We start from the raw sequence: 22,896 nt of genomic DNA, 5'->3' as shown, positions 1-22,896 counted from the left end.
GTAATGAAGAAAAAAATAAATACGCAATTTATTATAGTTTCATTTATTGCTATTATATTAACTATGAGTTTGTCTGTAGGAACATTTTATGAATTGTTTGTACAAGAAATGAGAAATGACATGAAAGCATACACCCATGTACTTAGAAGTGCAGGGGTGTTTAATGCGTCTAATGAGGAAAAATTAAATCTCAAAAACGAAGATTTGCGAATAACAATAATAGATGCAGATGGAACTGTTGTTTATGATAATGAAGCAAATGATATTGAAATGGATAATCATAAAGACAGACCTGAAATAGAATCGGCGCTCAAAAATGGTGAGGGCTCAGATGTTAGAAAATCTTCAACTCTTAATAAGAGCACATATTATTATGCAGTACTTTTGGATGATGGACAGGTTTTAAGAATTGCAAAAGAAGCTAGTAGTGTGTGGAATATTTTTATAAAAGTGCTTCCGCTTATTTTAGGAATCATAATATTAATGCTTTTTTCTGTTGGAATTATTACTCATTATATTACAAAAAGTATTGTAAAACCGGTAGAAGAACTTGCTAATAATATTGATGAAATAAAAGATATAAAAACATATAAAGAGATACAGCCTTTTATCGATACAATAAAGAAACAACATGAGGATATAGTAAAAAATTCTCATGTGCGGCAGGAATTTACAGCGAACGTATCGCATGAATTAAAGACTCCTCTTACATCCATTTCAGGATATTCGGAATTAATTGAAAATGGAATGGCAACACAGGAAGATACTATAAGATTTGCAGGAGAAATACACAAAAGTTCTCAAAGACTTCTAACACTTATAAATGACATCATAGAATTGTCTGAACTTGATTCGTCAGAAAGCAAAGTTGCAATGGAAACAGTAAATATATACGACATTGCAAAAAATTGTGTGGAAATGCTTAAATTTAATGCTAAAGATCATGGAGTCAATTTAAAATTTGAAGGAACACCATGTAATATAACTGCTAATAAGATGATGATGGAAGAATTAGTGTATAATCTTCTGAGTAATGCTATCAGATATAACAGAGAGGGTGGAAGTGCCACTGTACGTGTTAATAAAATATTAGATAGAGTAAATCTTGAGGTACTAGATACCGGAATAGGAATTTCAAAGGAAAATCAGAAACGAATATTTGAAAGATTTTACAGAGTTGATAAGAGCAGGTCAAAATCAACAGGTGGAACAGGACTTGGACTAGCAATAGTTAAGCATATTTTGATAAAACATAATGCACAGCTTGAACTCGAGAGTACCGAAGGAAAGGGAACTCATATAACAGTAATCTTCCAACCATCACAAAAAAAAGGCTTAATCAATAATAAAATCCGGTAGCCGGATGAACGATGGTTAGAATAAAAGTATAAAGAAATGTAAATGAAAAGGCTTATAATATAGAAGAATCGAATACTTCTGTATTATAAGCCTTTTATAAGAGAAAAAAGTATGAAAAAAATTTGAACACAAAGAAAAGTTGAAAAATGTGTTCACAAATTTAAGATAATAGTCATTTTATGCATTGCTTTCAGAAGGTTGTGTTGAACCAACAAAACTTCTGATTATGTCCTGTCTTGTTACGATGCCAATAAAATAATCTCTGTCATCTGTAACAGGAATAAAATTCTGGCTCATTGAGCGATTTAACAGCTCATCCATTTTCACATCTACGCGAACTGCAGGATTATAATTTTTCTTTATTATATCTTTAACCAAATAAGGTTTTTCACTTTTTACCTTATTGTTCATATAGTCAACAAGACTCCATAAAAAGTCACTAACGCTAACACAACCTACATATTTTTCATCCTTTGATAAAACCGGAATAGCGGTATAACCATGTTCCTTCATAGCTTCTAATCCCTGTTCAAATGTAAATGTGTCATATATGTAGGAAACCTCTGATTTATTTTTTAATAACATTAAAACGTTCATATAATTTATACTATGCAGATATTCTGCAACCCTTTCTCAATTATTCAAAAACTAAAATTGCGAAACAATTATAAAATTTCTGTTGTGATACATGTCTGGTTCGACAAAAGAACGCTCGCGCTGCTTGCTGCTCGTAGCAGTTCTAAATATTCAGCACACAGACAGACTTTGAAACCTGCGGTTTCATTCAGCCTATGCACTAAATATTTGAACCGACGGCGTCAAATGCACTTTCGTCAAACCAGACATGTATCACAAACAAAATTTTGTTTAAGAGTGTTTCGATTTTATGATTTTATGATAATTGAAGAATGTGTACAAAATTAAAAGAAAGTTTGATAATTTTATGAAAGATTATTAAAGATAAAGTTAGGAAAAAGAAGAGTGTAAATAATAAAAGTGTAAATAATAAAAGTGCTTGCAAATTTGACGGTTCTTGTTATAATAGTACAGTAATATTTTTTAGGCCTGTTGGTCAAGAGGTTAAGACGCCGCCCTCTCAAGGCGGAATCACGGGTTCAATTCCCGTACAGGCTGCTTGTAGAATCACAGAATTATTTCTGTGATTTTTTTGTATGAGATAAGATTTTACTTATGGAACGAAGTATTCAAAGTTCTTTACTGCGTAACTTATAGAGGGGTGAGGAACCATATTTTTCTTAGCAATTAAGGAAAATTCTCAAGTTCAGCGGCATCTTTAAAATATTTTAATTGTAGTAACTCCATAAAAAATCCACTATCCATAATTAATAATATCTGTAAGTCATAATATGCCATACTATTTATAATTTTAATATAGGCGATAAAAAAAACAATAATTCTAAAAATGAAAAATATATAAAATTCATTATAGGCATATAAAAAGAATAAATGAAAAACTTACATCTTCTTGCCGGAAGCGTTAAATTTATAAGTTTTTATCCCATCATTAAAATATGTATTTGTTACTAAAGACCCATTTCCTGTTGCAAGATATTTTGCTCCTTTAACGGTAATCCAACCTGTACACATTTCTCCGGTAGAAGGGCTTAAGTAAAATTTCCTGTTATCTACAGTTAAAAAACCTGTTTTCATTTTTCCGGTAACAGTGTCAAAATAATACCATTTACCGGAGTATTTAACCCAACCGGTTACGATGTTGTTGTCGCCTGTTAAATAATATGTATCCTTACCGTCTTTTACAAATTTACCGGAAATTATTTCTTTATTTAGTCCAAAATATGAAATGATGGAATCGGCATCCTTTTTACCAAGAAGGTATCTTTTAGCTACTGTATTAAAATATTTTTTGCAGTCAGATTTATTTGTGATATATCCGTGCTCAATAATAACACTTGGAATATTGTATAAAACACCATTTCTGACAATAGAATAATAATCCATTCTAGACCCGTTTTTGTAATGCAAACCTTTGTATTTTCGCATCCAAAAACCACGTTTTTTTAATCCTAAGGAATGTAAGTTCTTTAAGGCAATTTTACCAAATGAGGTAGTTTGTAAATGAATTCTTTTATTATAACCGGAGTCATATGCTGCAAGCATTAAAGCACCGGTTTTATTTTTATTTTCATTAGCATTGATATGAAGACTTATTAAAAAATCAGCATTAAGTCTTTTTGAATATCTGTTTCTTGCTGTAAGGCAGTCTCCAAGTCCGAGGGTAGAGAGACAATTATTGGTTGTTCTTGTCGTATAAACTGTAATGTCACCATAATTGTCTAATTTGTTTTTGCATGCTTTAGAAATATCAAGTACAATATCTTCTTCTTTAAGTCCATATCCACGGGCACCGATATGCTTTTTGCAATGACCGGGATCAAGAACTATGACCTTAGAAGTTAAAGGCGATAAGTCAGATTTAATATAATCAGATTTATCGGAAGGTAAAGAAACGGCCTTAGTATCGTTACTTAAAGAAGTTTCTGATAAGTTGTAAGTTGTAGTGACTTCATTTGTAGTACTTTCATTTAAAGAAGTATCTGCAACAGAAGCCTTTGTATTTGTAGAAAATGTTAAAGTGCATGTAAGCATTGATAAAATTAGTGTGTGTTTTAAAATCCTTTTCATTATAATATGTACCTTCCAATGATTTTTTCCTGTATAAGTATAAATGATTATTATAAAAATTACATTACTAAATAGGTAAAAATTGTAAAATTATGCAAAATCCATGAAATAAAAAGAAGAGTATGTGGTAAAAAGCATTTAAAAATTTCTTTATGAGATAGTTTTGTGTTGCTTTTACGCTGGTTTTATGTCGTTAAACCGCCATTTTTACGCCATTTGCTTGACACAAAATAAAAGCAGAGTTATACTGTTTAACGTAAATATTGACTAGATGATAAGGAGTGGACCAGAGGTCCACTCTTTGTTATTGTTAAAAAGTCTTAAATAAAGACATAATAATAGTAGAAAGTTGAGGAGAAAGCGTGTCAAGAAGAGAAGAATACGAAGCAAAGACAGAAGCACTACTTCAGCCAATGGTTGACGAAAGAGGATTCGAATTAGTTGACGTAGAGTATGTAAAAGAAGGCAGTAACTGGTATTTGAGAGCTTTTATAGATAAGCCGGGCGGAATATCTATAGATGATATTGAACCGATAAGCAGAGAACTCAGTGAAAAGTTAGACCAGGAAGATTTTATAAGCGATGCTTATATATTAGAAGTAAGTTCTCCGGGACTTGGAAGACCATTAAAGAAAGATAAGGATTTTGTAAGAAGTATAGGTGAAGAAATTGAAATTCATTTATATAGAGCTATAAACAAACAAAAAGAATTTGTGGGAATCTTAAAGGAATTCAACAAAGAAGAGAATACTTTTACAGTTGAATTAGAAGATGGCGAAGAAACGGTGTTTAACAGAGCTGATGTTGCACTCGTAAGATTGACATTTGATTTCTAACAATTACTTTGTATCAAATAGAACAGAAAATAGTCCGATGAAGGACAACAGTATGTAGAGATAATTAGGAGGATAAAGGAAAATGAATAAAGAATTAATTGAATCATTAAATGTACTGGAAAAAGAAAAAGAGATTAGTAAAGAAGTGTTATTTGAAGCAATCGAAAATTCGCTTGTAGTTGCATATAAGAATAATTTTAATAAAGCTGACAATGTTATTGTTAATGTTGACAGAGAAACAGGAGATTTCCACATTTATTCACAGAAGGAAGTTGTTGAAGAAGTATTTGATCCTGTAATTGAAATTTCATTAGAAGATGCAAGAGCAATTAAGGGAACATACGAAATCGGAGATATGGTTAATGTAGAAATCCAGTCAAAGGACTTCGGAAGAATTGCAACACAGAGTGCTAAGAATGGTATTTTACAGAAAATCAGAGAAGAAGAAAGAAAGAGTGTATTTGAACAGTACTATGAAAAACAGAATGACATTATTACAGGTATTGTTCAAAGAATTAATGGAAAGAATATTAGCGTAAATCTTGGAAAGACAGATACTGTTTTAATGGAAAAGGAACAGGTACCAGGAGAACATTTCAGACCAACAGACAGAATTAAGTTATATATTACAGAAGTTAAAGATGGAAATAAAGGACCAAGAATCGTTGTTTCAAGAACTCATCCGGGATTAGTAAAGCGTTTATTTGAACAGGAAGTTTCAGAAATCCAGGACGGAACAGTTGAAATCAAGAGTATTTCAAGAGAAGCAGGTTCAAGAACAAAGATGGCAGTTTACTCAAACAATCCTAATGTAGATGCAGTAGGTGCATGTGTAGGTGTAAATGGAGCAAGAGTTAATGCAATCGTAGATGAACTTTGTGGTGAAAAGATTGATATTATAAATTGGGATGAAAATCCTGCAATTTTAATTGAAAATGCATTAAGCCCTGCAAAAGTTGTTTCAGTATTAGCTGATCCTGACGAAAAAGAAGCTATGGTAATCGTTCCTGATTATCAGTTATCTTTAGCAATCGGTAAAGAAGGTCAGAATGCAAGACTTGCAGCAAGACTTACAGGATTCAAGATTGATATCAAGAGTGAAACACAGGCAAAAGAAGCCGGAATTCAGTATATATTCGATGATGACGAATATTATGATGAAGATGAGTATTATGATGACGACGAATACTATGATGAAGAAGAATATAATGAAGAAAAAAATGAAGCTGATGATACTTTAGAAGAAAACTTCGATGAAAATGAAGCTGACAGTGAGGATGATTCAGAAGAATAAGTAAGAGAGGTCAATATGAGCCAGACAAAGAAAGTTCCATTAAGAAAATGCACCGGGTGCAATGAAGTGAAAAATAAAAAAGATATGATTCGTGTTATCCGTGATAAAGAAGGAAATATTTCTATGGATGCTACGGGTAGAAAAAATGGCAGAGGGGCATACATTTGCCCGGATGTAAAATGCCTTGAAAAAGCTATGAAGAGCAAAGGTCTTGAAAGAACACTTAAGGCAAAGGTTCCGGAAGAAGTATATGAACAGCTAAAGGCTGAGTTAGGAGAAATCAATGGATAAGGTTATATCTATGATTGGTTTAGCAACTAAAGCCGGCAAGACTGTATCAGGAGAGTTCTCAGTAGAAAAAGCGATTCAGGGAAATAAAGCCCATGCAGTTATTGTTTCTGTAGAAGCATCGGATAATACAAAGAAGAAGTTTAAAAATAAATGTGAATATTACAAAATACCGTTGTTTTATTATGGAACAACACAGGACTTAGGAAAAGCTACAGGAAATAAAACCAGAATGTCATTGGCAGTAGTTGACGAAGGATTCTCAAAATCAATCATAAAAATGTTAGATAATCAAGTAAAATAATCGGAGGTTATAGAATGGCAAAAATGAGAGTACATGAATTAGCAAAAGAATTAGATATAAAAAGTGCAGATATAGTAAAAGCATTGGGAGAAAAAGGCATTGACGTAAAAGCAATGAGCTCAGTGGATGACAGTGAAGTAAAATACATAAAGGATAAATTTAGCAAGAGCAAGACATCTGAAGATAAAACAGCTGAAAAAGTGACACCTACAGAAAAAACAGAAGTCAAAGAAGAAAAGAAACATAAGAGAATTATTACAAGCAGAGGAATGGTTCGCCTTAAAGGTGATGGCGAAGAAAGACCAAGAAGACCAAGACCTGATGGTGAGAAAAAACGTCGTCCAAGACCTGAAGGTGAAAATCAGAATGCAGCCACTCAGAAAACTGAAAAAACAGAAACAGTTAAGAAAGAAAATGAACAGATAGCAAAACCTGTAGAACAGGAAAAAAATGAAAGTGCAAATAAGCCGGTAGAAAATAATGTACAGCCAAAAGAAGAAAAGGTTGAATCTGTAGTTACACCGGTTGCTAAGAATGAACCAAAGAGACCGGCTCCTACAGCAGAATCAGCAGCAAGAAAAGCAGCTGAGATAGCAGCAAAAGCAGCAGCAATTGCTGAAAGCCGTGGACAGAGCAGAAACAATGACAGAAGAAATAACAGAAATGGCCAGAATAGAAACAACAGAGATGGACAGAATAGAAATGGAAATGGAAATGGTCAGAACAGAAACAACAGGGACGGACAGAATAGAAATAACAGAGATGGTCAGAACAGAAACTTTGGAAACAGAGATGGTCAGAACAGAAACAATGATGGAAAGTCATTTAACAGAGATAATAGAAATGGCAATAACCGCAATTTCAATAATAGAAATAATGATGGTTATAATAAGGATAAAGATTTTGACAGAAATGACAACAACAGAAGAAATGACAGAAGAAGAGATGACCAGAAGCAGAGTGCACCTGCAGATATAATCCAGAGCAAAGATCGTAATAAGAGAGAAAACAAGTTACGCCAGGATAAGCAGGAAAGAGGAAGAAAGAATTACGAAGATGGTAATGGCGGAAGAAAAGGCAAGAATGGGCGTAGAGTTGATTTGAGCAAGCCGGTATTACAGAAACCTCAGAAGAAGGAAGAAAAGAAAGAAGAAATCAAAGTTATTTCAATCCCTGAAGCACTTACAATTGGTGAATTAGCAGAAAAGATGAAAATGCAGCCATCAACAATTATTAAGAAACTTTTCTTAGAAGGTAAGATGGTTACAGTTAATACTGAAATTGATTTTGCCGGAGCAGAAGAAATAGCCCTTGAATATGAAATTATGTGTGAAAAAGAAGTTAAGGTCGATATGATTGAAGAACTTCTTAAGGAAGAAGAAGAAAATGAAGCAGACATGACAAGTCGTCCACCTGTTGTATGTGTAATGGGTCATGTAGATCATGGTAAAACATCACTTCTTGATGCAATTAGAGAAACAAATGTAATTTCAGGTGAAGCAGGTGGTATTACACAGCATATTGGTGCTTCTGTTGTTAAGATTAATGACAGAAAGATTACTTTCCTTGATACTCCGGGACATGAAGCGTTTACAGCAATGCGTATGCGTGGCGCTCAGTCAACAGATATTGCAATCTTGGTAGTAGCTGCAGATGATGGTGTAATGCCTCAGACAGTTGAAGCTATCAATCATGCAAAAGCAGCCGGAATTGAAATAATTGTAGCTATTAATAAGATTGACAAACCGGGTGCAAATATCGAAAGAGTAAAACAGGAATTAGCTGAATATGAATTATTAGCAGCTGATTGGGGTGGAAATACAGAAATGGTTCCTGTATCTGCACATACAAGAGAAGGAATTGAAGAATTATTAGAAATGGTTCTTTTACAGGCAGATGTACTTGAACTTAAGGCAAATCCTGACCGTATGGCAAGAGGTATCGTAATTGAAGCAAAACTTGATAAAGGTAAAGGACCTGTTTCAACTGTACTTGTACAGAAAGGTACACTTCATATTGGTGATCATATTGCAGCAGGAGCAAATTACGGTAAAGTAAGAGCTATGACAGATGACAGAGGAAATAGAATTACAGAAGCAGGACCTTCAACTCCAGTAGAAATTTTAGGATTGAGCGGAGTACCAAACGCAGGTGAAGTATTTGTTGCTAAGGAAACAGCAAATGAAGCAAAAGCATTTGCGGAAACATTTATTGCAGATAGCAAGGAAAAACTTCTTGAAGGAACTAAGTACAGAATTTCTCTTGATGATATTAACAGTCAGATTAAGGCAGGTAACCTTAAGGAATTAAATATCATCATAAAGGCAGACGTACAGGGTTCTGTAGAAGCTGTAAAACAGAGTATGTTAAAACTTTCAAATGAAGAAGTAGAAGTTAAAGTTATTCATGGTGGTGTAGGTGCAATTAATGAATCTGATGTTATTTTGGCTTCTGCATCAAATGCAATTATTATTGGTTTTAATGTAAAACCTGATGCTCAGGCAGAAGAAATTGCTACAAGAGAAAAGGTTGATTTAAGATTATATAGCGTTATTTACAATGCAATCGAAGATATTGAAAGAGCTATGAAGGGAATGCTTGAACCAATTTACGAAGAAAAAGTTATTGGTCATGCGGAAATCCGTCAGATTTTCAAGGCTTCAGGTGTTGGAAATATCGCAGGTTCATATGTATTAGATGGTTCATTCAAGAGAGGATGCTCAGCTAGAATTACACGTGATGGAGAGCAGATATTTGACGGACCACTTGCATCACTTAAGAGATTTAAAGATGATGTTAAGGAAGTTAAAGCAGGATATGAATGCGGTCTTGTATTTGAAAAATTCAATGATATTGCTGAAGGAGATGCTGTAGAAGCGTACATGATGGTTGAGGTACCTAGATAAGACTAGTTAACCGGAAAGGAATTATATGAGAAAGAACAGCATAAAAAATACAAGAATTAATGGAGAAGTTCAAAGAGAATTATGTAATATAATCAGAGAACTCAAGGACCCAAGAGTAGGAATAATGACAAGTGTTACCCATGTAGAGGTAACACCTGATCTTAAATATTGCAAGGCGTATGTAAGTGTGTTAGGCGATGAAGAGACAAAGGCTGATACATTAGCAGGACTTAAGAGTGCAGTTGGATTTATCAGACATCAGCTTGCAAAAACCGTAAATTTAAGAAATACTCCACAGATTACATTTATTTTAGATGATTCTATAGAGTATGGCGTAAGAATGTCAAAAATGATTGATGAGGTGACGTCAGATGACAATGAATAATCCTATACCTATAAAGGAACTGATTGGCGATGCAAAAACTATTGGAATAGCAGGACATATCAGACCGGATGGCGATTGCATCGGTTCATGCATGACACTCTATAATTACATTGAGAAAAATTTTCCGGATATACAGGTAAAAGTATATCTGGAAAAAATTAAAGATAAATTCTTATTTATAAAGAACTCTGAGAAAATAGATTCAAATGGGTACGACGGAACAGAGTACGATTTATTCTTTTCACTTGATTGTGCTGATTTAGAAAGATTAGGTTTAAATAAAGAATTTTTTGAACATGCAAAGCGAACAGCATGTATTGATCATCACATCAGTAATGGAGGATATGCAGATTATAATTATATTCTTCCAAATGCAAGTTCGGCATGTGAAGTTTTATATGATTTGTTAGATGTAAGTTTATTTGATAAATCTATTGCAGAACCAATGTATACAGGAATTGCCCATGATTCAGGAGTGTTTAGATTCCAGAGCACAACTTCTAAAACAATGAATGTTGCAGGAAAAATGTTGGATTTTGGAATTAATGCAAATAAGATTCTTGAAGAAACATATTATAAAAAAACTTATGCACAGTCTCAGGTTGCAGGAAGACTTCAGCTTGAAAGTGTAAGGTTTATGGATAATAGATGCATATTTGCATACGCAACAACAAAACTTATGGATTTTTATGGTGTAACGACAAAGGATTTAGATTCAGTAGTTGCACAGCTTAGAAATATTGAAGGAATAGAGGTTGCAATATTTATGTATCAGATAGGGGAAATGAAATACAAGGTAAGTATGAGATCTCAGGATTTAGTAGATGTAAGTGTCATAGCATCATATTTTGGTGGAGGCGGTCATGTAAGAGCTGCCGGATTTGATACTGTAGGAGATGTACACGATATCATCAATAACATTTCAGAACAGATTGAAAAGCAAATGTCATAAATATAGTAATGTGACTTACCATTACAGGAGGAATGAATGATAAGTGGTGTAATAAATGTCTATAAGGAGCCGGGATATACGTCTCATGACGTAGTGGCAAAATTAAGAGGCATTTTGAAACAGAAAAAGATAGGACATATGGGAACTCTAGATCCATATGCCGTTGGAGTATTGCCGGTGTGTCTTGGAAAGGGAACAAAATTATGCGATATTTTATCAGAAAAAGATAAAACGTATAAAGCTGTTTTGTTACTAGGACAGGAAACAGATACACAGGACAGTACAGGTAATATAATAAATAAAGCTGAAGAAGATAAATTGAATGCTTTAGACCAGACAGAAGTCTTTACAACAATTAAAAGTTTTATAGGTGATTATGCACAGATTCCACCAATGTTTTCGGCAATAAAAATAAATGGTCAGAAACTTTATAATTTAGCAAGAAGAGGCGAAGAAGTTGAAAGACCGGCAAGACAATGTAAGATAGTTGATATAACTATAACTGATGTTGACCTTCCCAGAGTCGAAATGATTGTTACATGTTCAAAAGGTACTTATATCAGAACTTTATGTCATGACATAGGAAATAAACTTGGTGTTTATGGATGCATGGATAAACTGGAAAGAACAAGAGTCGAAAGATTTAAAGTTGAAGAAAGTATTACTCTTGAACAGATAGAAAAGGCAAGAGATGATGGAAGATTAAAAGATTATATCGTTCCCGTGGATCAAATGCTTGATAAATATTCTAAATGTATTGTGTCAGAAAAATTTGACAAATTAATATATAATGGAAACAAGTTTACAGCCGGAAATACATTGTTAAGAATGAATTTTGAGGATAAACAAAAAGTAAGAGTTTATGCACAAAATGGAGATTTTATCGGTATATATGAATTTGATGCACATAAGCAGATATATAAACCAGTTAAGATATTTTTGTAAATACATACAGGAGTCGTAGGATTATGATAAACATGTCAGCAACAGACAAGATAAAATTAAGCAATACAATAGTAACTGTTGGAAAATTTGACGGGTTACATAAGGGTCATGAAAAGTTATTAAGTGAATTGACTAAAAAGGCAAATGGAAGACGTAAAGTTGTCCTGACATTTGCTGCGGAACCTAAAGATGTATTGAATAATCAGACAGTAAAAACAATTGTAACAGATGAAGAAAAAAGACTTCTATGTGAGAAACAGGGAATTGATGTTTATTGCAGTATGCCAATGACAAAAGAATTTTTGGCATTAGAACCTGATGAATTTATAAATGAATTTTTGAAAAAAAAATTAGGGGCTACAGCGATTGTGTGCGGACCGGATTTCTCTTTTGGAAATAAGGGTGCAGGAAATGTTGATTACCTGAAGAAAAACACAGAAAAATACGGATATGAGTTGTATGTAATTGAAAAAGAAAAATATCATGACAAAGATATAAGCAGTACAGGAATACGCAGTAGTATTATAGAAGGCAGGATAGAAGAAACAAATGAAATGCTTGACCATCCATACAGTGTTATTGGAAAGGTTGAGGAAGGAAAGAAAATCGGAAGAACGATAAATTTTCCTACGGCTAATATTTTGCCGGCAGCAACAAAACTATTGCCACCAAATGGTGTATATGCAACAAGAACCAACATAAATGGAAAAAGTTATCGTTCAATAACTAATGTAGGTATTAATCCAACGATTTCGGAAAATAATCCTACAAAGGTTGAAACATATGTTGCAAATTTTCATGGCAATTTATATGGAGAAGTTATTGAAGTTTCATTTTACGAATTTATGCGTGGTGAAAGAAAATTTGATGATATAGAACAACTTAAAAAACAAATAACTATGGATATAAATGACAGAATAAAAATGAAAATATAATTTAATAAAACGAATTTATTATAAAATAATATTTAATAAAAATATTAAATATTATTTTATAATTGCAAAAATTCTATTTAAGAATAATGATTAAATAGACTGATAATTATTAACAGATAAGGTTTTTGGTTATCAGTCTTATTTTTATTGCTATAAAAAACTATTTTATAAAAAGTTTAAAATGTTAATAAAATTGATAAATTTTTGATAATAAATAACAAGAAAAAATAACGCTTTTATACAAAAATCGTATTTTAACATACAAAAAAAGGGTATATAATAAACTTGTCTCAAATAAAAATTTGTATACACAAAATATGGAGGAAAGCATATGAGAAAATTTCTATCAACATTTTTAGCAGTAACGTTAACTGCAACGAGTGTATTTTGCAATGGATTTTCATTAGCTAAATCTACGGTTAGTGCAGATGAAATGCCACAGACTATGAAGATGCCGATTGTAATATACGATCATTTGAATGACGACATGTTATTTGAATATGTATTGGGTACAAAATTAAGTATGTACGACGAAAGTGATACTAGTGGTAATGCAGGAAAAGGTCTTGTCGAAACCCAGTTGGGTGAAGATGGAACTCCTGTATATAAGAAGGAAACAGTAATTCAGCTTGCTAAAGATTTAAAAGAATATCTTGAAACACAGAATCCGGGAAACCAGACTGAATTATACAAGAGACTAAGAAACCAGATAGTTGAAGAAGGTGATTCTGAAAAATTAATTGGTAAAACTCTCACAATTCAGGAAAGAGGATGGAATTTCGGAGACCTTACATACAAAACTCAAGACGGATATGGTTATTGGTATTCAGGAGATGAACTTGTATGGAAAAAGCAGGGAGATTGGTTAATTGCTTTAAAAGATGGAGCTACAGCTACATTTGATTTTGGGAAATTAGAAGCAGGTAATTATACATTTACTCCTTATCCGGGAATTACTAAAGATGTAGAGTTAAAAATCATTACTGAAAATGGGAATGAATATACTGTTAGTGGTTCATGTGATTTCGTATTAGATAGTGCACAGAATGTAAAACTTACAGTTAAGGCGACAGCTGTAGAGGGAGCATTAGTTAACCCAACTCTTTATAAAGATGGAACAGCTATAGGAAAATTCACAAATATTACGAATGAATATAATGTTCCATTTACAGAGTTGGGATGGAAAGCAGAAGATGGAAGTACATGGAAAGTATCAGGATATGGTGGAATTACATGTGATGCAGGAGAAAATACAGAAGCATATCTTGAATATGCGGTTACACCTGGAAGAACTTATAAAATATCAAGTGTATTTAATGAAAATAATAGCTTTGATTTGAAAATAAGAAATAATGGTACAGATGAAGTAATGGCAGATAATTTAAAACAGGGAGATACTTTTGATATACCTGAGGGCGTTAATAAAGTTAAAATCTGTATTGCTTCAAATAAAACTGATGCAGAACAGAATGATTATAGATTCAATGATTTGAATGTTGAAAAGAAGCCGGGTGCTAAACTTGCATCAGATAGTGATTTAGATGCAGCTTATGAAGTAAGTAAAAACAAATTTACAAGAGTTACCGGACAAAAAGCTGCAACATCACAAGATATAGAAAACTGTATGGATTATGCATATTATGTATTAAATACTTTCTGGACAGATACTAATGGAGATATTACTAAAAAGACAGATGCGTATAAGAGCATACAGTTAAATTACGTTAATGAAAAATATAGTTTTAACAATAGCAACGTTGTATATGATATAGCGAATAAAAATATATATAGAGATGAGACTAATGCTCCGGAAGGAGATGGTTTCTTCCCATTAGATGATGATGTGTTAGGTGAAGCATCTGATTTGACAGCTCCGTTTGGTAAGACAGATGAATTAGAAGGACATAACTTCCATTATGCAATGAAAGCACATTGTGAATTTATATATTCTAAAGCTAAGAATCTTTCATTTAAGTTTGAAGGTGATGATGATGTGTATTTATTCATTAATGGAAAATTAGCAATGGATATTGGTGGTGCGCATGGTAGACTTTCAGGTAATATTGATTTGAATGACGAAGATACACAGACAAAATTAGGTTTGGAAGAAGGAGAAACATATACATTTGATTTCTTCTATATGGAACGTCATACAACAGCAAGTAATATTTTGATTGAAACAAATATGTATCTTGAACAGGCAAGTGCAAAGCCATCTGTTAAATATACAGATAAAGAAGGAAATGAATTAAAGGATGGAGACAAAGTCCTTGTTGGAGAAGAAGTTGGAATTAACTATTCTGTAGTATCAGGCAGTGATGACATGAAAGATATCACATTTAAAGATACAGACCAGGGCGTTACAGTAGGAAAAGACGGAATTGATTTTGGAGACAAAGGTGTTTATGTAAAAGATAATCTTATTGTAGAAGTCCTTGATAGAGACGGAAAAGTAAAGAAGACTTATACAATTAGTAAAGAAGATTTAAAAGATGATGTTAAGAAGAGAGAGTTCCAGAATGAAATTGGAAATATTTCTCTGGATAAGAATGAAACCGTAGTAGTAAAAGGCTTAACTAAGAAAGCTGATTATGAAGGAAAACTTACTTCAACTTTAGATGTATCTATTTCAGGTCATGATAAAGGATATGATAACAATGGAAATGTTACTGATAAGTTAATCAAAGTTCCAACAGCAACAGTTGAAGTGGCAATTATTCCTAAGGCAGATATTAAAGCCGAAATGCAGGTTACATTCAAGAATCCGACAACAGGTGAGACTATTGATAATGATACAGCTATAAGTCAGGAAAAGAAAATTGGATTAGAATATACAATTACAGCAAAATCAGGTTATATGAAGAACATTTCAGTAAAAGATGATTTTGATGGAAACGAAGCATTAAGTATCAGCAGTGCAGGAATTGAACTTGGAAATCAGGTAGAAGTAAGCGATGATGGAATAAAAGTGACTGTGACAGATAAAAATGGAACAGTAAAGGAAACATATACATTAAGTAAAGCAGACTTTGAAGCAAGGAATGCTGCATATGATAATTTTATAAAGAAATTTGGAGATGGAAATGAAGCGCTTGTAATGGATATTGATGATAAAATTACAATCAGTGGATTTAACCATACAATGACTAAGGATGGTCTTAAGTCAACTCCTGTTGGAACGATTACAGGACCAAATCCTCAGTATGATGAAGAAACAGATAAAATTAATGTTGTATATGATAAGGCAGATGTAGATGCAAATGGAACATTAAATGCAATTCCTAGAGTAGGAGTTAAATATGTAGTTGACCCTGATAAGGGTACTATAGCAACAGGTGATAAGACTGATTATTCTATTGATGAAAATACGAGTACAGGAAATCAACCAACGGTTACTAATAAGACAGGATATACATTTACAGGATGGAAGATGACTGCTAATGGAGCAGAAAAAGAGTACTTAGGAGATCCTAAGGATGTACTTATTACTGAAGATACTGTATTTACAGCACAGTTTACAACTAACAAGTATAAATATACTGTTAAATATGTAGATAAGAATGGTAACCTTATACCGGGATATGATGCAATTCAAAGAGCAGCAACAGACTACAATTCTTTAGTATCTGAAGATGCAATTGAAATTCCTGGATATCATTTGGTAGCAGGTGAGCAGAATTCAAAGAATCTTACAATTACAGAAAACGAAGATGCCAATGTAATTGAATTTGTTTATGAAATTAACAAATATGACGTTAAGTTCAATATAGAAAAAGATGAATCAGGAAATAAGCATGGTACAATTAATGATGCAAAAGACGAAATAACTGATGTTGTAGAACATGGTTCAAATATAACAACTATTCCTACAGCAAAAGCTGACACAGGATATGAATTTGTAGGCTGGGCAAATGAAATAGCACCGGATACAATTTTAACTGAAGAAGAAATTAAAGCAATGGTTATAACAGGAAATGTTGGTTTTGTTGCTAAATTTGCACCTAAGACATATTCATACACAGTTAAGTATCTTGATAAAGATACAAATGAAGAAATTGCAGATATGAAGAGTGCAAGTGCGTTATTTGATTCAGAAGTAACAGAAACAGCAGTGGATGTTCCATTTTATGCAGTAGATGGTAGTCTTACAAAGAGCATCATAATGAAAGAAAGTGGAAATGAAATAGTTTTCTTATATGAAAAGAATAAGCATAACGTTATTTTCAAAGCCGGAGACAACGGTGAAATCACAGGTGATACAAATCAGTCAGTAAAACATGACGAAAAAGTAACAAGTGTACCTACTCCAACTCCGGATAAAGGATATGAATTTGTAGGATGGGAAAAGACTGTAGAGTCAGGAACAGTAGCATCAGAGAATCCTGCAAATGAAAAGATTACAGAAAAGACAACATTTACAGCTAAATTTGCACCTTTAAAATATGATTACGTTGTAAGATATTTAGACGAAGATGGAAATGAACTCTTAACAGAAAAGAGAGTTAATGCAGTTGACTTTGGTACAAAGATTACAGAGAATGCTGAAGAAATATACGGATATACACCGGATAAGACTAAGGCAGATATTGTAATTGATGTTACAGATAATGAAAATCAGAATGTAATAACATTTGTCTACTCTAAGAAAGACTACAAAGTAACTTTCAACACAGATGGAAATGGAACAATAACAGGAAAAACAGAAGATAATGTTAAGTATAACGAAAAAGTATCAGAAGTTCCTGAAAATAATTCAAATGTAGGTTATAAATTTACAGGCTGGACAATGAAGACTGCTGATGGAAAAGAAACATTAGTAGAAAATCCTGCAAACGAAAAAATAACAGGAAATACAACATTTACAGCTCATTACGAAAAAGTAACATTAAATTATAGTGTTAAGTATGTTGATGAAAATGGTAAGGAATTATCACCATCTGAAGTTAAAAACAGTACATACGGAGAAAATGTTGAAGAAACAGCAAAACAGATTGCCGGATATACTGCAAAGGAACAGAAGAAGAGTGTTACAATGAAGTTAGAAGGAAATGAAATAGTATTTGTATATACTAAGAATCCTGAAGACAAGAATAATCAGACAGTTATAAATAATAACAACAATACGACAAAGAAAGATGACAAGAATACTAAGACAACAAAGAAGGATAACAAAAAGAATAATAAAAAGGCACAGACAACAAAGAAAAATAAATCCGGAAATGTTCTTGGTGAAGATGAGTCAAAGAATAATAAGAAGTCTGATAAAAATGTAACTGTAAATGGTGCAGATAGTAAGAGTGGTACAACAACTGAAACAGATGGAAATACAACAAATACTGCAAGTCATGTGACAAGCCCTAAGACAGGTACAGTTACAAATATCTTATTAGCAATGATGGCAATGTTTATAGTTTCTATTGTAGGAATAGGAGCATGCATTATTGGATTAAAAAAAGAAGATTAATAAGAGGTATTAGTATGTTATAGAAATATAAAAATTTTGTAACTATTAAGCCTTTAACAAAAGGTATTATAGGCACACTAACTAAAAAATAGCTGGTGTGCCTACAAAAAAATTCTTTATATTTTTGATAATTTACAAATATTTAGTTTACTTATCTTGCGATATGTGGTAACATATCAAGGTATGCGAACCTACGCTAAGTATTGGATACTCCAACCGTTACTTAAGTGTATGGCGATATTAAAATAATTAAGGAGGTTGTCGTAATGATAACAAAGGAAAAGAAAACAGCAATTATTAACGAATATGCAAGAAAACCGGGCGATACAGGTTCACCTGAAGTTCAGATTGCAATTTTAACAGCAAGAATCCAGGAGTTAACAGAACATTTAAAAGTTAACCAGAAGGATCATCATTCAAGAAGAGGTCTTCTTAAGATGGTAGGTAAGAGAAGAGGTTTACTTGACTACTTAAAGAAAACAGATCTTGAAGGATATCGTGAATTAATTGTTAAACTTGGTATTAGAAAATAATATAAGTTTTATAAAAGACTGCATTTTAACAAGGTTTATATTGTTAAAGTGCAGTTTTTTAATGTGAAAAACAAATATTATAAAATCGGTGGAATTTAGTTAAGGTTAAATGTTTGGTTGCTTTTTTGTATCGTATTGTTTATAATAAAAAAGATTGCTTATTTAATATATCTAATTGGCAAACTGAAACCCGAGACCACTGAAAAAGCGGACGAAAAGTAATTCGCCCTTTTTTCAGTAGTTTCGGTGTTTGCCGGATATATAAGACATTCAAAGGACACATTATATGTGTCGGAAAGATGTATCAGTGAGATGGTACTAAGATAGAGAAAAGGAGACGAAAATGTACAAGAGTTTTAGTATTGAAATTGGTGGTAAAACACTTACAGTAGATGTTGGACGTGTTGCTGCTCAGGCTAATGGTGCAGCATTAATGCATTATGGAGATACAACAGTATTATCTACAGCAACAGCATCAGAAAAACCAAGAGAGGGAATTGATTTCTTCCCACTTTCAGTTGAATTTGAAGAAAAAATGTATGCAGTAGGTAAAATTCCGGGTGGATTTAATAAGAGAGAAGGCAAGGCAAGTGAAAACTCAGTTTTAACTTCAAGAGTTATTGACAGACCTATGAGACCTTTATTCCCTAAGGATTATAGAAATGATGTTACATTAAATAACTTAGTATTATCAGTTGATCCTCAGTGCAGACCTGAAATTGTTGCTATGTTAGGTTCAGCTATCGCAACATGTATTTCAGATATTCCATTTGATGGCCCATGTGCAATGACACAGGTTGGTTTAGTTGATGGAGAATTTATCATTAATCCATCACAGTCACAGTGGAAAGAAGGAGATTTACAGTTAACAGTTGCTTCAACAAGCAAAAAAGTTATAATGATTGAAGCAGGTGCCAACATTATTCCTGAAGCTAAAATGATTGAAGCTATTTATATGGCTCATGATGTTAACCAGAAGATTATCGAATTTATAAATAAGATTGTTGCCGAAGTTGGTAAGCCAAAACATGAATATGAAAGTTTTACAATACCTGAAGAATTATTTGCAGCAATAAAAGAGATTGTTCCACCTGCAGAGATGGAAGAAGCTGTATTTACAGATGTTAAACAGGTAAGAGAAGAAAATATAAGCAAGATTAGAGAAAGACTTGAAGAAGCATTTGCAGAAAATGAAGAATGGCTTGCAGTACTTGGAGAAGCTCTTTACCAGTATCAGAAGAAAACAGTACGTAAAATGATTTTGAAAGATCATAAGAGACCGGATGGCAGAGCTTTAGATCAGATAAGACCACTTGCAGCAGAAGTTGATATTATTCCTAGAGTTCATGGTTCAGCTATGTTTACTAGAGGACAAACACAGATTTGTAACATTTGTACTTTAGCACCATTATCTGAATCACAGAAAATTGATGGATTAGATGAAAATGAAACAGTAAAGAGATATATGCATCACTATAACTTCCCATCATACTCAGTTGGGGAAACAAAACCATCAAGAGGACCGGGACGTAGAGAAATCGGACATGGTGCATTAGCAGAAAAAGCATTAGTACCTGTTCTTCCTTCAGAAGAAGAATTCCCATATGCAATCAGAACAGTTTCAGAAACATTTGAATCAAATGGTTCAACATCAATGGCTAGTACATGTTCATCATGTATGTCGCTTATGGCAGCAGGTGTTCCAATTAAGGCTATGGTAGCTGGTATTTCATGTGGTCTTGTTACTGGAGATACAGATGATGATTATGTATTATTAACAGATATTCAGGGACTCGAAGATTTCTTTGGCGATATGGACTTTAAGGTAACAGGAACAACAGAAGGTATTACAGCTATTCAGATGGATATTAAGATTCATGGACTTACAAGAGAAATCGTAGAAGGTGCAATCCAGAGAACAAGAGAAGCAAGACTTTTCATTATGGATAATTGTATGAAACCTGCAATTGCAGAACCTAGAAAAGAAGTAGGTGCATATGCTCCTAAGATTGTTCAGATTCATATTGATCCGGCTAAGATTGGTGATGTTGTAGGACAGAAGGGTAAAACAATTAATGCTATAATTGAAGAAACAGGCGTTAAGATTGATATAACAGATGATGGAGCTGTATCTGTATGTGGAGTTGACAAAGAACAGATTGATAAGGCAATTGAATATATCCAGATCATTACAACAGATTTCGAAGAAGGAATGATTCTTGAAGGAACAGTTGTAAGCATTAAGGAATTTGGTGCGTTTATCGAGTTCGCTCCGGGAAAAGAAGGAATGGTTCACATTTCAAAGATTTCAAAAGAAAGAGTTGAACATGTTGAAGATTATCTTACACTTGGAGATCATGTAAAATGTAAATGCTTGGGCAAGGATAAGATGGGAAGAATAAGCTTCTCAATTAAAGATGCTCAGTAAATAAAAAAATAATAATCTCCCGACAAATATTTTTCTATTGCGGATATAGATATGAGTCGGGAGATTTTGTATTAATGAATATAAATGTAAAAGGGAAAGTGAGAAGGGATGAGAGAGCAAAAAAAAGATATAACTATGCATATAGTAAATAGAATAATTGTTTTTAGTTTTGTAGCATTTGTTTTTTTACTATTGTTTTCATATGATACATCACCTTTATATAAATGGTGTCATAGTGATACAGCTAATTATATGCTAGAGGGAATATTAGTTGAAAAGGGATTAGTTCCATATATTGACTTTTTTGAACATAAGGGACCATTGATGTTTGTAATACAATGGATGGGAGCGATGTTGACCGGTAATAAAATAGGATTTCTTTTAATTGAAATACCTTTTCTTACAGTAACATTATATGGTAGTTATAAGATTATTGATCTTTTCTATAATGACCAAAGAAAATCAATAATAATTACAATAATTGCATTACTATTAAATCGAATATATTTTGCAGGAAATATGACAGAGGATTACTGTATACCATTTTTGGTATGGAGTATGTATTTTGTAGTCAAATATTTTAAATGCGACATAGATAATGATATAGAACATAATGTTAAATATGCTTTTTTTTATGGAATTACATTTATGGTTTGTGTATTGATAAGAATGACTAATTTTTTACCAATAAGTGTGATGATTATAACGGGGACGGTTTTATTAGCTGTTAATAAAAAGTGGAGCAATATACTGAAAAATATTGTGGCTTTTATAATAGGTGCAGTTTTGGTACTAGTGCCTTTTGTAATTTATTACATAAAAAAGAATGCGATATATGAAATGTTTTATGGAACGATTATACATAATATAAAATATACACTAAACACAAACGGAATTTTATTAAATGCAGGAGTGTTTACAATTTTAATTGTAAATTTAAATTTACTAATGTCATTGTTGATAGCAATTTCAAATTTTGTGACAAATAAGAAAGAGAGAATTGTTTCTCTTTCTCTTATGATATCTGCAATTGTTGGTATTGTAGTTCAATTAGGAATGAGGCCAAATTTAAATTATATGTATATATGGTTTCCTGTTTATATAGTAGCTTGTGGTATGACAGCAGATTTGGTGCAGAATAATAAGATTATTAATAAAGTGTTTGGAATATTTACATTGATTTTAATCAGTTTAAATTTATCATGTGCTTTTATTTCTACAAAATCCATGATTAGTTATGACGTAAATAAGTTAACAGGTATAGAAAAAGATGCAAAAGAAATAACGAAATTAATTCCTGAAAAATCAAGAAACAGCGTGTTGGCATATAACGTCAAATCAGAGTATTATATTGTGACGGATATAGTCCCATGCTATAAATATTTTATGCTACAGGATTGGATGTGCAGTGTAAATGACGAAATGCAGGAAGAATTCAAGGAATATATTGAATCAGGGCAGGCAAAATACATAGTCGAAAATGGAGAAAATAATATTTATAATGAAAATGATGGAACAGATAATGATTTAGATTACATAATAGACGAGAAATATGAAGAAATAGGAAGAAATGACAGCTTTGTATTGATGAAAAGAAAATAGA

General features: G+C 32.6%; 16 protein-coding genes and 1 tRNA gene. 15 read left to right on the top strand and 2 right to left on the bottom strand.

What is annotated here, in order from left to right; genetic code table 11:
- The first annotated feature begins 3 nt into the window (after window positions 1-3).
- Entirely contained in the window at window positions 4-1,359 is a 1,356-nt protein-coding gene (locus tag N5B56_RS02160; protein WP_117909812.1) for a sensor histidine kinase, read from the top strand.
- A gap of 177 nt (window positions 1,360-1,536) precedes the next feature.
- Here the strand turns inward: N5B56_RS02160 and N5B56_RS02155 are convergent, their stop codons facing one another.
- Window positions 1,537-1,944 carry a CBS domain-containing protein gene (locus N5B56_RS02155; RefSeq protein WP_243053245.1) on the bottom strand — a complete coding sequence of 136 codons (408 nt, stop codon included), beginning with the start codon at window positions 1,942-1,944 and terminating at the stop codon, window positions 1,537-1,539.
- Between the two features lie 477 nt (window positions 1,945-2,421).
- Between N5B56_RS02155 and N5B56_RS02150 the strand changes: the two genes are divergently transcribed.
- Window positions 2,422-2,493 (top strand) — tRNA-Glu (locus N5B56_RS02150).
- A gap of 342 nt (window positions 2,494-2,835) precedes the next feature.
- Here N5B56_RS02150 and N5B56_RS02145 read toward each other — a convergent pair.
- A complete protein-coding gene (locus N5B56_RS02145; protein WP_118565553.1) occupies window positions 2,836-4,023 on the bottom strand; it encodes an N-acetylmuramoyl-L-alanine amidase in 1,188 nt (395 codons plus the stop codon).
- 362 nt (window positions 4,024-4,385) lie between these two features.
- Here N5B56_RS02145 and rimP point away from each other — a divergent pair, with 362 nt between their 5' ends.
- From rimP to N5B56_RS02080, 13 genes are all read left to right on the top strand, one after another.
- Window positions 4,386-4,859 (top strand): ribosome maturation factor RimP, encoded by a 474-nt coding sequence (rimP, locus tag N5B56_RS02140; protein WP_022088481.1) that lies wholly within the window; start codon window positions 4,386-4,388, stop codon window positions 4,857-4,859.
- A gap of 82 nt (window positions 4,860-4,941) precedes the next feature.
- Window positions 4,942-6,153 carry a transcription termination factor NusA gene (gene nusA / locus N5B56_RS02135; protein ID WP_022088482.1) on the top strand — a complete coding sequence of 404 codons (1,212 nt, stop codon included), beginning with the start codon at window positions 4,942-4,944 and terminating at the stop codon, window positions 6,151-6,153.
- A gap of 15 nt (window positions 6,154-6,168) precedes the next feature.
- Window positions 6,169-6,444 carry an RNase P modulator RnpM gene (gene rnpM / locus N5B56_RS02130; protein ID WP_022088483.1) on the top strand — a complete coding sequence of 92 codons (276 nt, stop codon included), beginning with the start codon at window positions 6,169-6,171 and terminating at the stop codon, window positions 6,442-6,444.
- Window positions 6,437-6,745 carry a L7Ae/L30e/S12e/Gadd45 family ribosomal protein gene (locus tag N5B56_RS02125; RefSeq protein ID WP_022088484.1) on the top strand — a complete coding sequence of 103 codons (309 nt, stop codon included), beginning with the start codon at window positions 6,437-6,439 and terminating at the stop codon, window positions 6,743-6,745. The genes rnpM and N5B56_RS02125 overlap by 8 nt, the downstream gene beginning before the upstream one ends.
- 14 nt (window positions 6,746-6,759) lie before the next feature.
- Window positions 6,760-9,651, top strand: a complete 2,892-nt coding sequence (gene infB / locus N5B56_RS02120; protein ID WP_022088485.1) for a translation initiation factor IF-2 — start codon at window positions 6,760-6,762, stop codon at window positions 9,649-9,651.
- Between the two features lie 25 nt (window positions 9,652-9,676).
- The gene (gene rbfA, locus N5B56_RS02115; protein ID WP_022088486.1) at window positions 9,677-10,036 is read left to right on the top strand and encodes a 30S ribosome-binding factor RbfA; all 360 of its coding nucleotides are present in this window, start codon (window positions 9,677-9,679) and stop codon (window positions 10,034-10,036) included.
- The gene (locus N5B56_RS02110; RefSeq protein WP_313958655.1) at window positions 10,023-10,988 is read left to right on the top strand and encodes a DHH family phosphoesterase; all 966 of its coding nucleotides are present in this window, start codon (window positions 10,023-10,025) and stop codon (window positions 10,986-10,988) included. The genes rbfA and N5B56_RS02110 overlap by 14 nt, the downstream gene beginning before the upstream one ends.
- A 36-nt stretch (window positions 10,989-11,024) precedes the next feature.
- Window positions 11,025-11,933 (top strand): tRNA pseudouridine(55) synthase TruB, encoded by a 909-nt coding sequence (truB, locus tag N5B56_RS02105; RefSeq protein WP_117909818.1) that lies wholly within the window; start codon window positions 11,025-11,027, stop codon window positions 11,931-11,933.
- 23 nt (window positions 11,934-11,956) lie between these two features.
- The gene (locus tag N5B56_RS02100) at window positions 11,957-12,868 is read left to right on the top strand and encodes a bifunctional riboflavin kinase/FAD synthetase (protein WP_118565552.1); all 912 of its coding nucleotides are present in this window, start codon (window positions 11,957-11,959) and stop codon (window positions 12,866-12,868) included.
- Between the two features lie 331 nt (window positions 12,869-13,199).
- Window positions 13,200-18,332: a fibro-slime domain-containing protein gene (locus N5B56_RS02095; protein ID WP_260978293.1), complete on the top strand. Its 5,133-nt coding sequence runs from the start codon at window positions 13,200-13,202 to the stop codon at window positions 18,330-18,332.
- Between the two features lie 266 nt (window positions 18,333-18,598).
- A complete protein-coding gene (gene rpsO / locus N5B56_RS02090; protein ID WP_260978292.1) occupies window positions 18,599-18,865 on the top strand; it encodes a 30S ribosomal protein S15 in 267 nt (88 codons plus the stop codon).
- A 343-nt stretch (window positions 18,866-19,208) separates the two neighbouring features.
- Window positions 19,209-21,293 carry a polyribonucleotide nucleotidyltransferase gene (locus N5B56_RS02085; RefSeq protein WP_022088491.1) on the top strand — a complete coding sequence of 695 codons (2,085 nt, stop codon included), beginning with the start codon at window positions 19,209-19,211 and terminating at the stop codon, window positions 21,291-21,293.
- Between the two features lie 108 nt (window positions 21,294-21,401).
- Window positions 21,402-22,895, top strand: a complete 1,494-nt coding sequence (locus tag N5B56_RS02080; protein ID WP_022088492.1) for a hypothetical protein — start codon at window positions 21,402-21,404, stop codon at window positions 22,893-22,895.
- Window position 22,896: the final 1 nt, after the last annotated feature.

It is taken from the genome of Eubacterium album, from assembly GCF_025336545.1.
GTDB lineage: Bacteria > Bacillota > Clostridia > Lachnospirales > Lachnospiraceae > Eubacterium_U > Eubacterium_U album.
The sequence above is the reverse complement of the archived record's forward strand: the minus strand, read 5'-3'. Positions and strand labels throughout refer to the sequence as shown.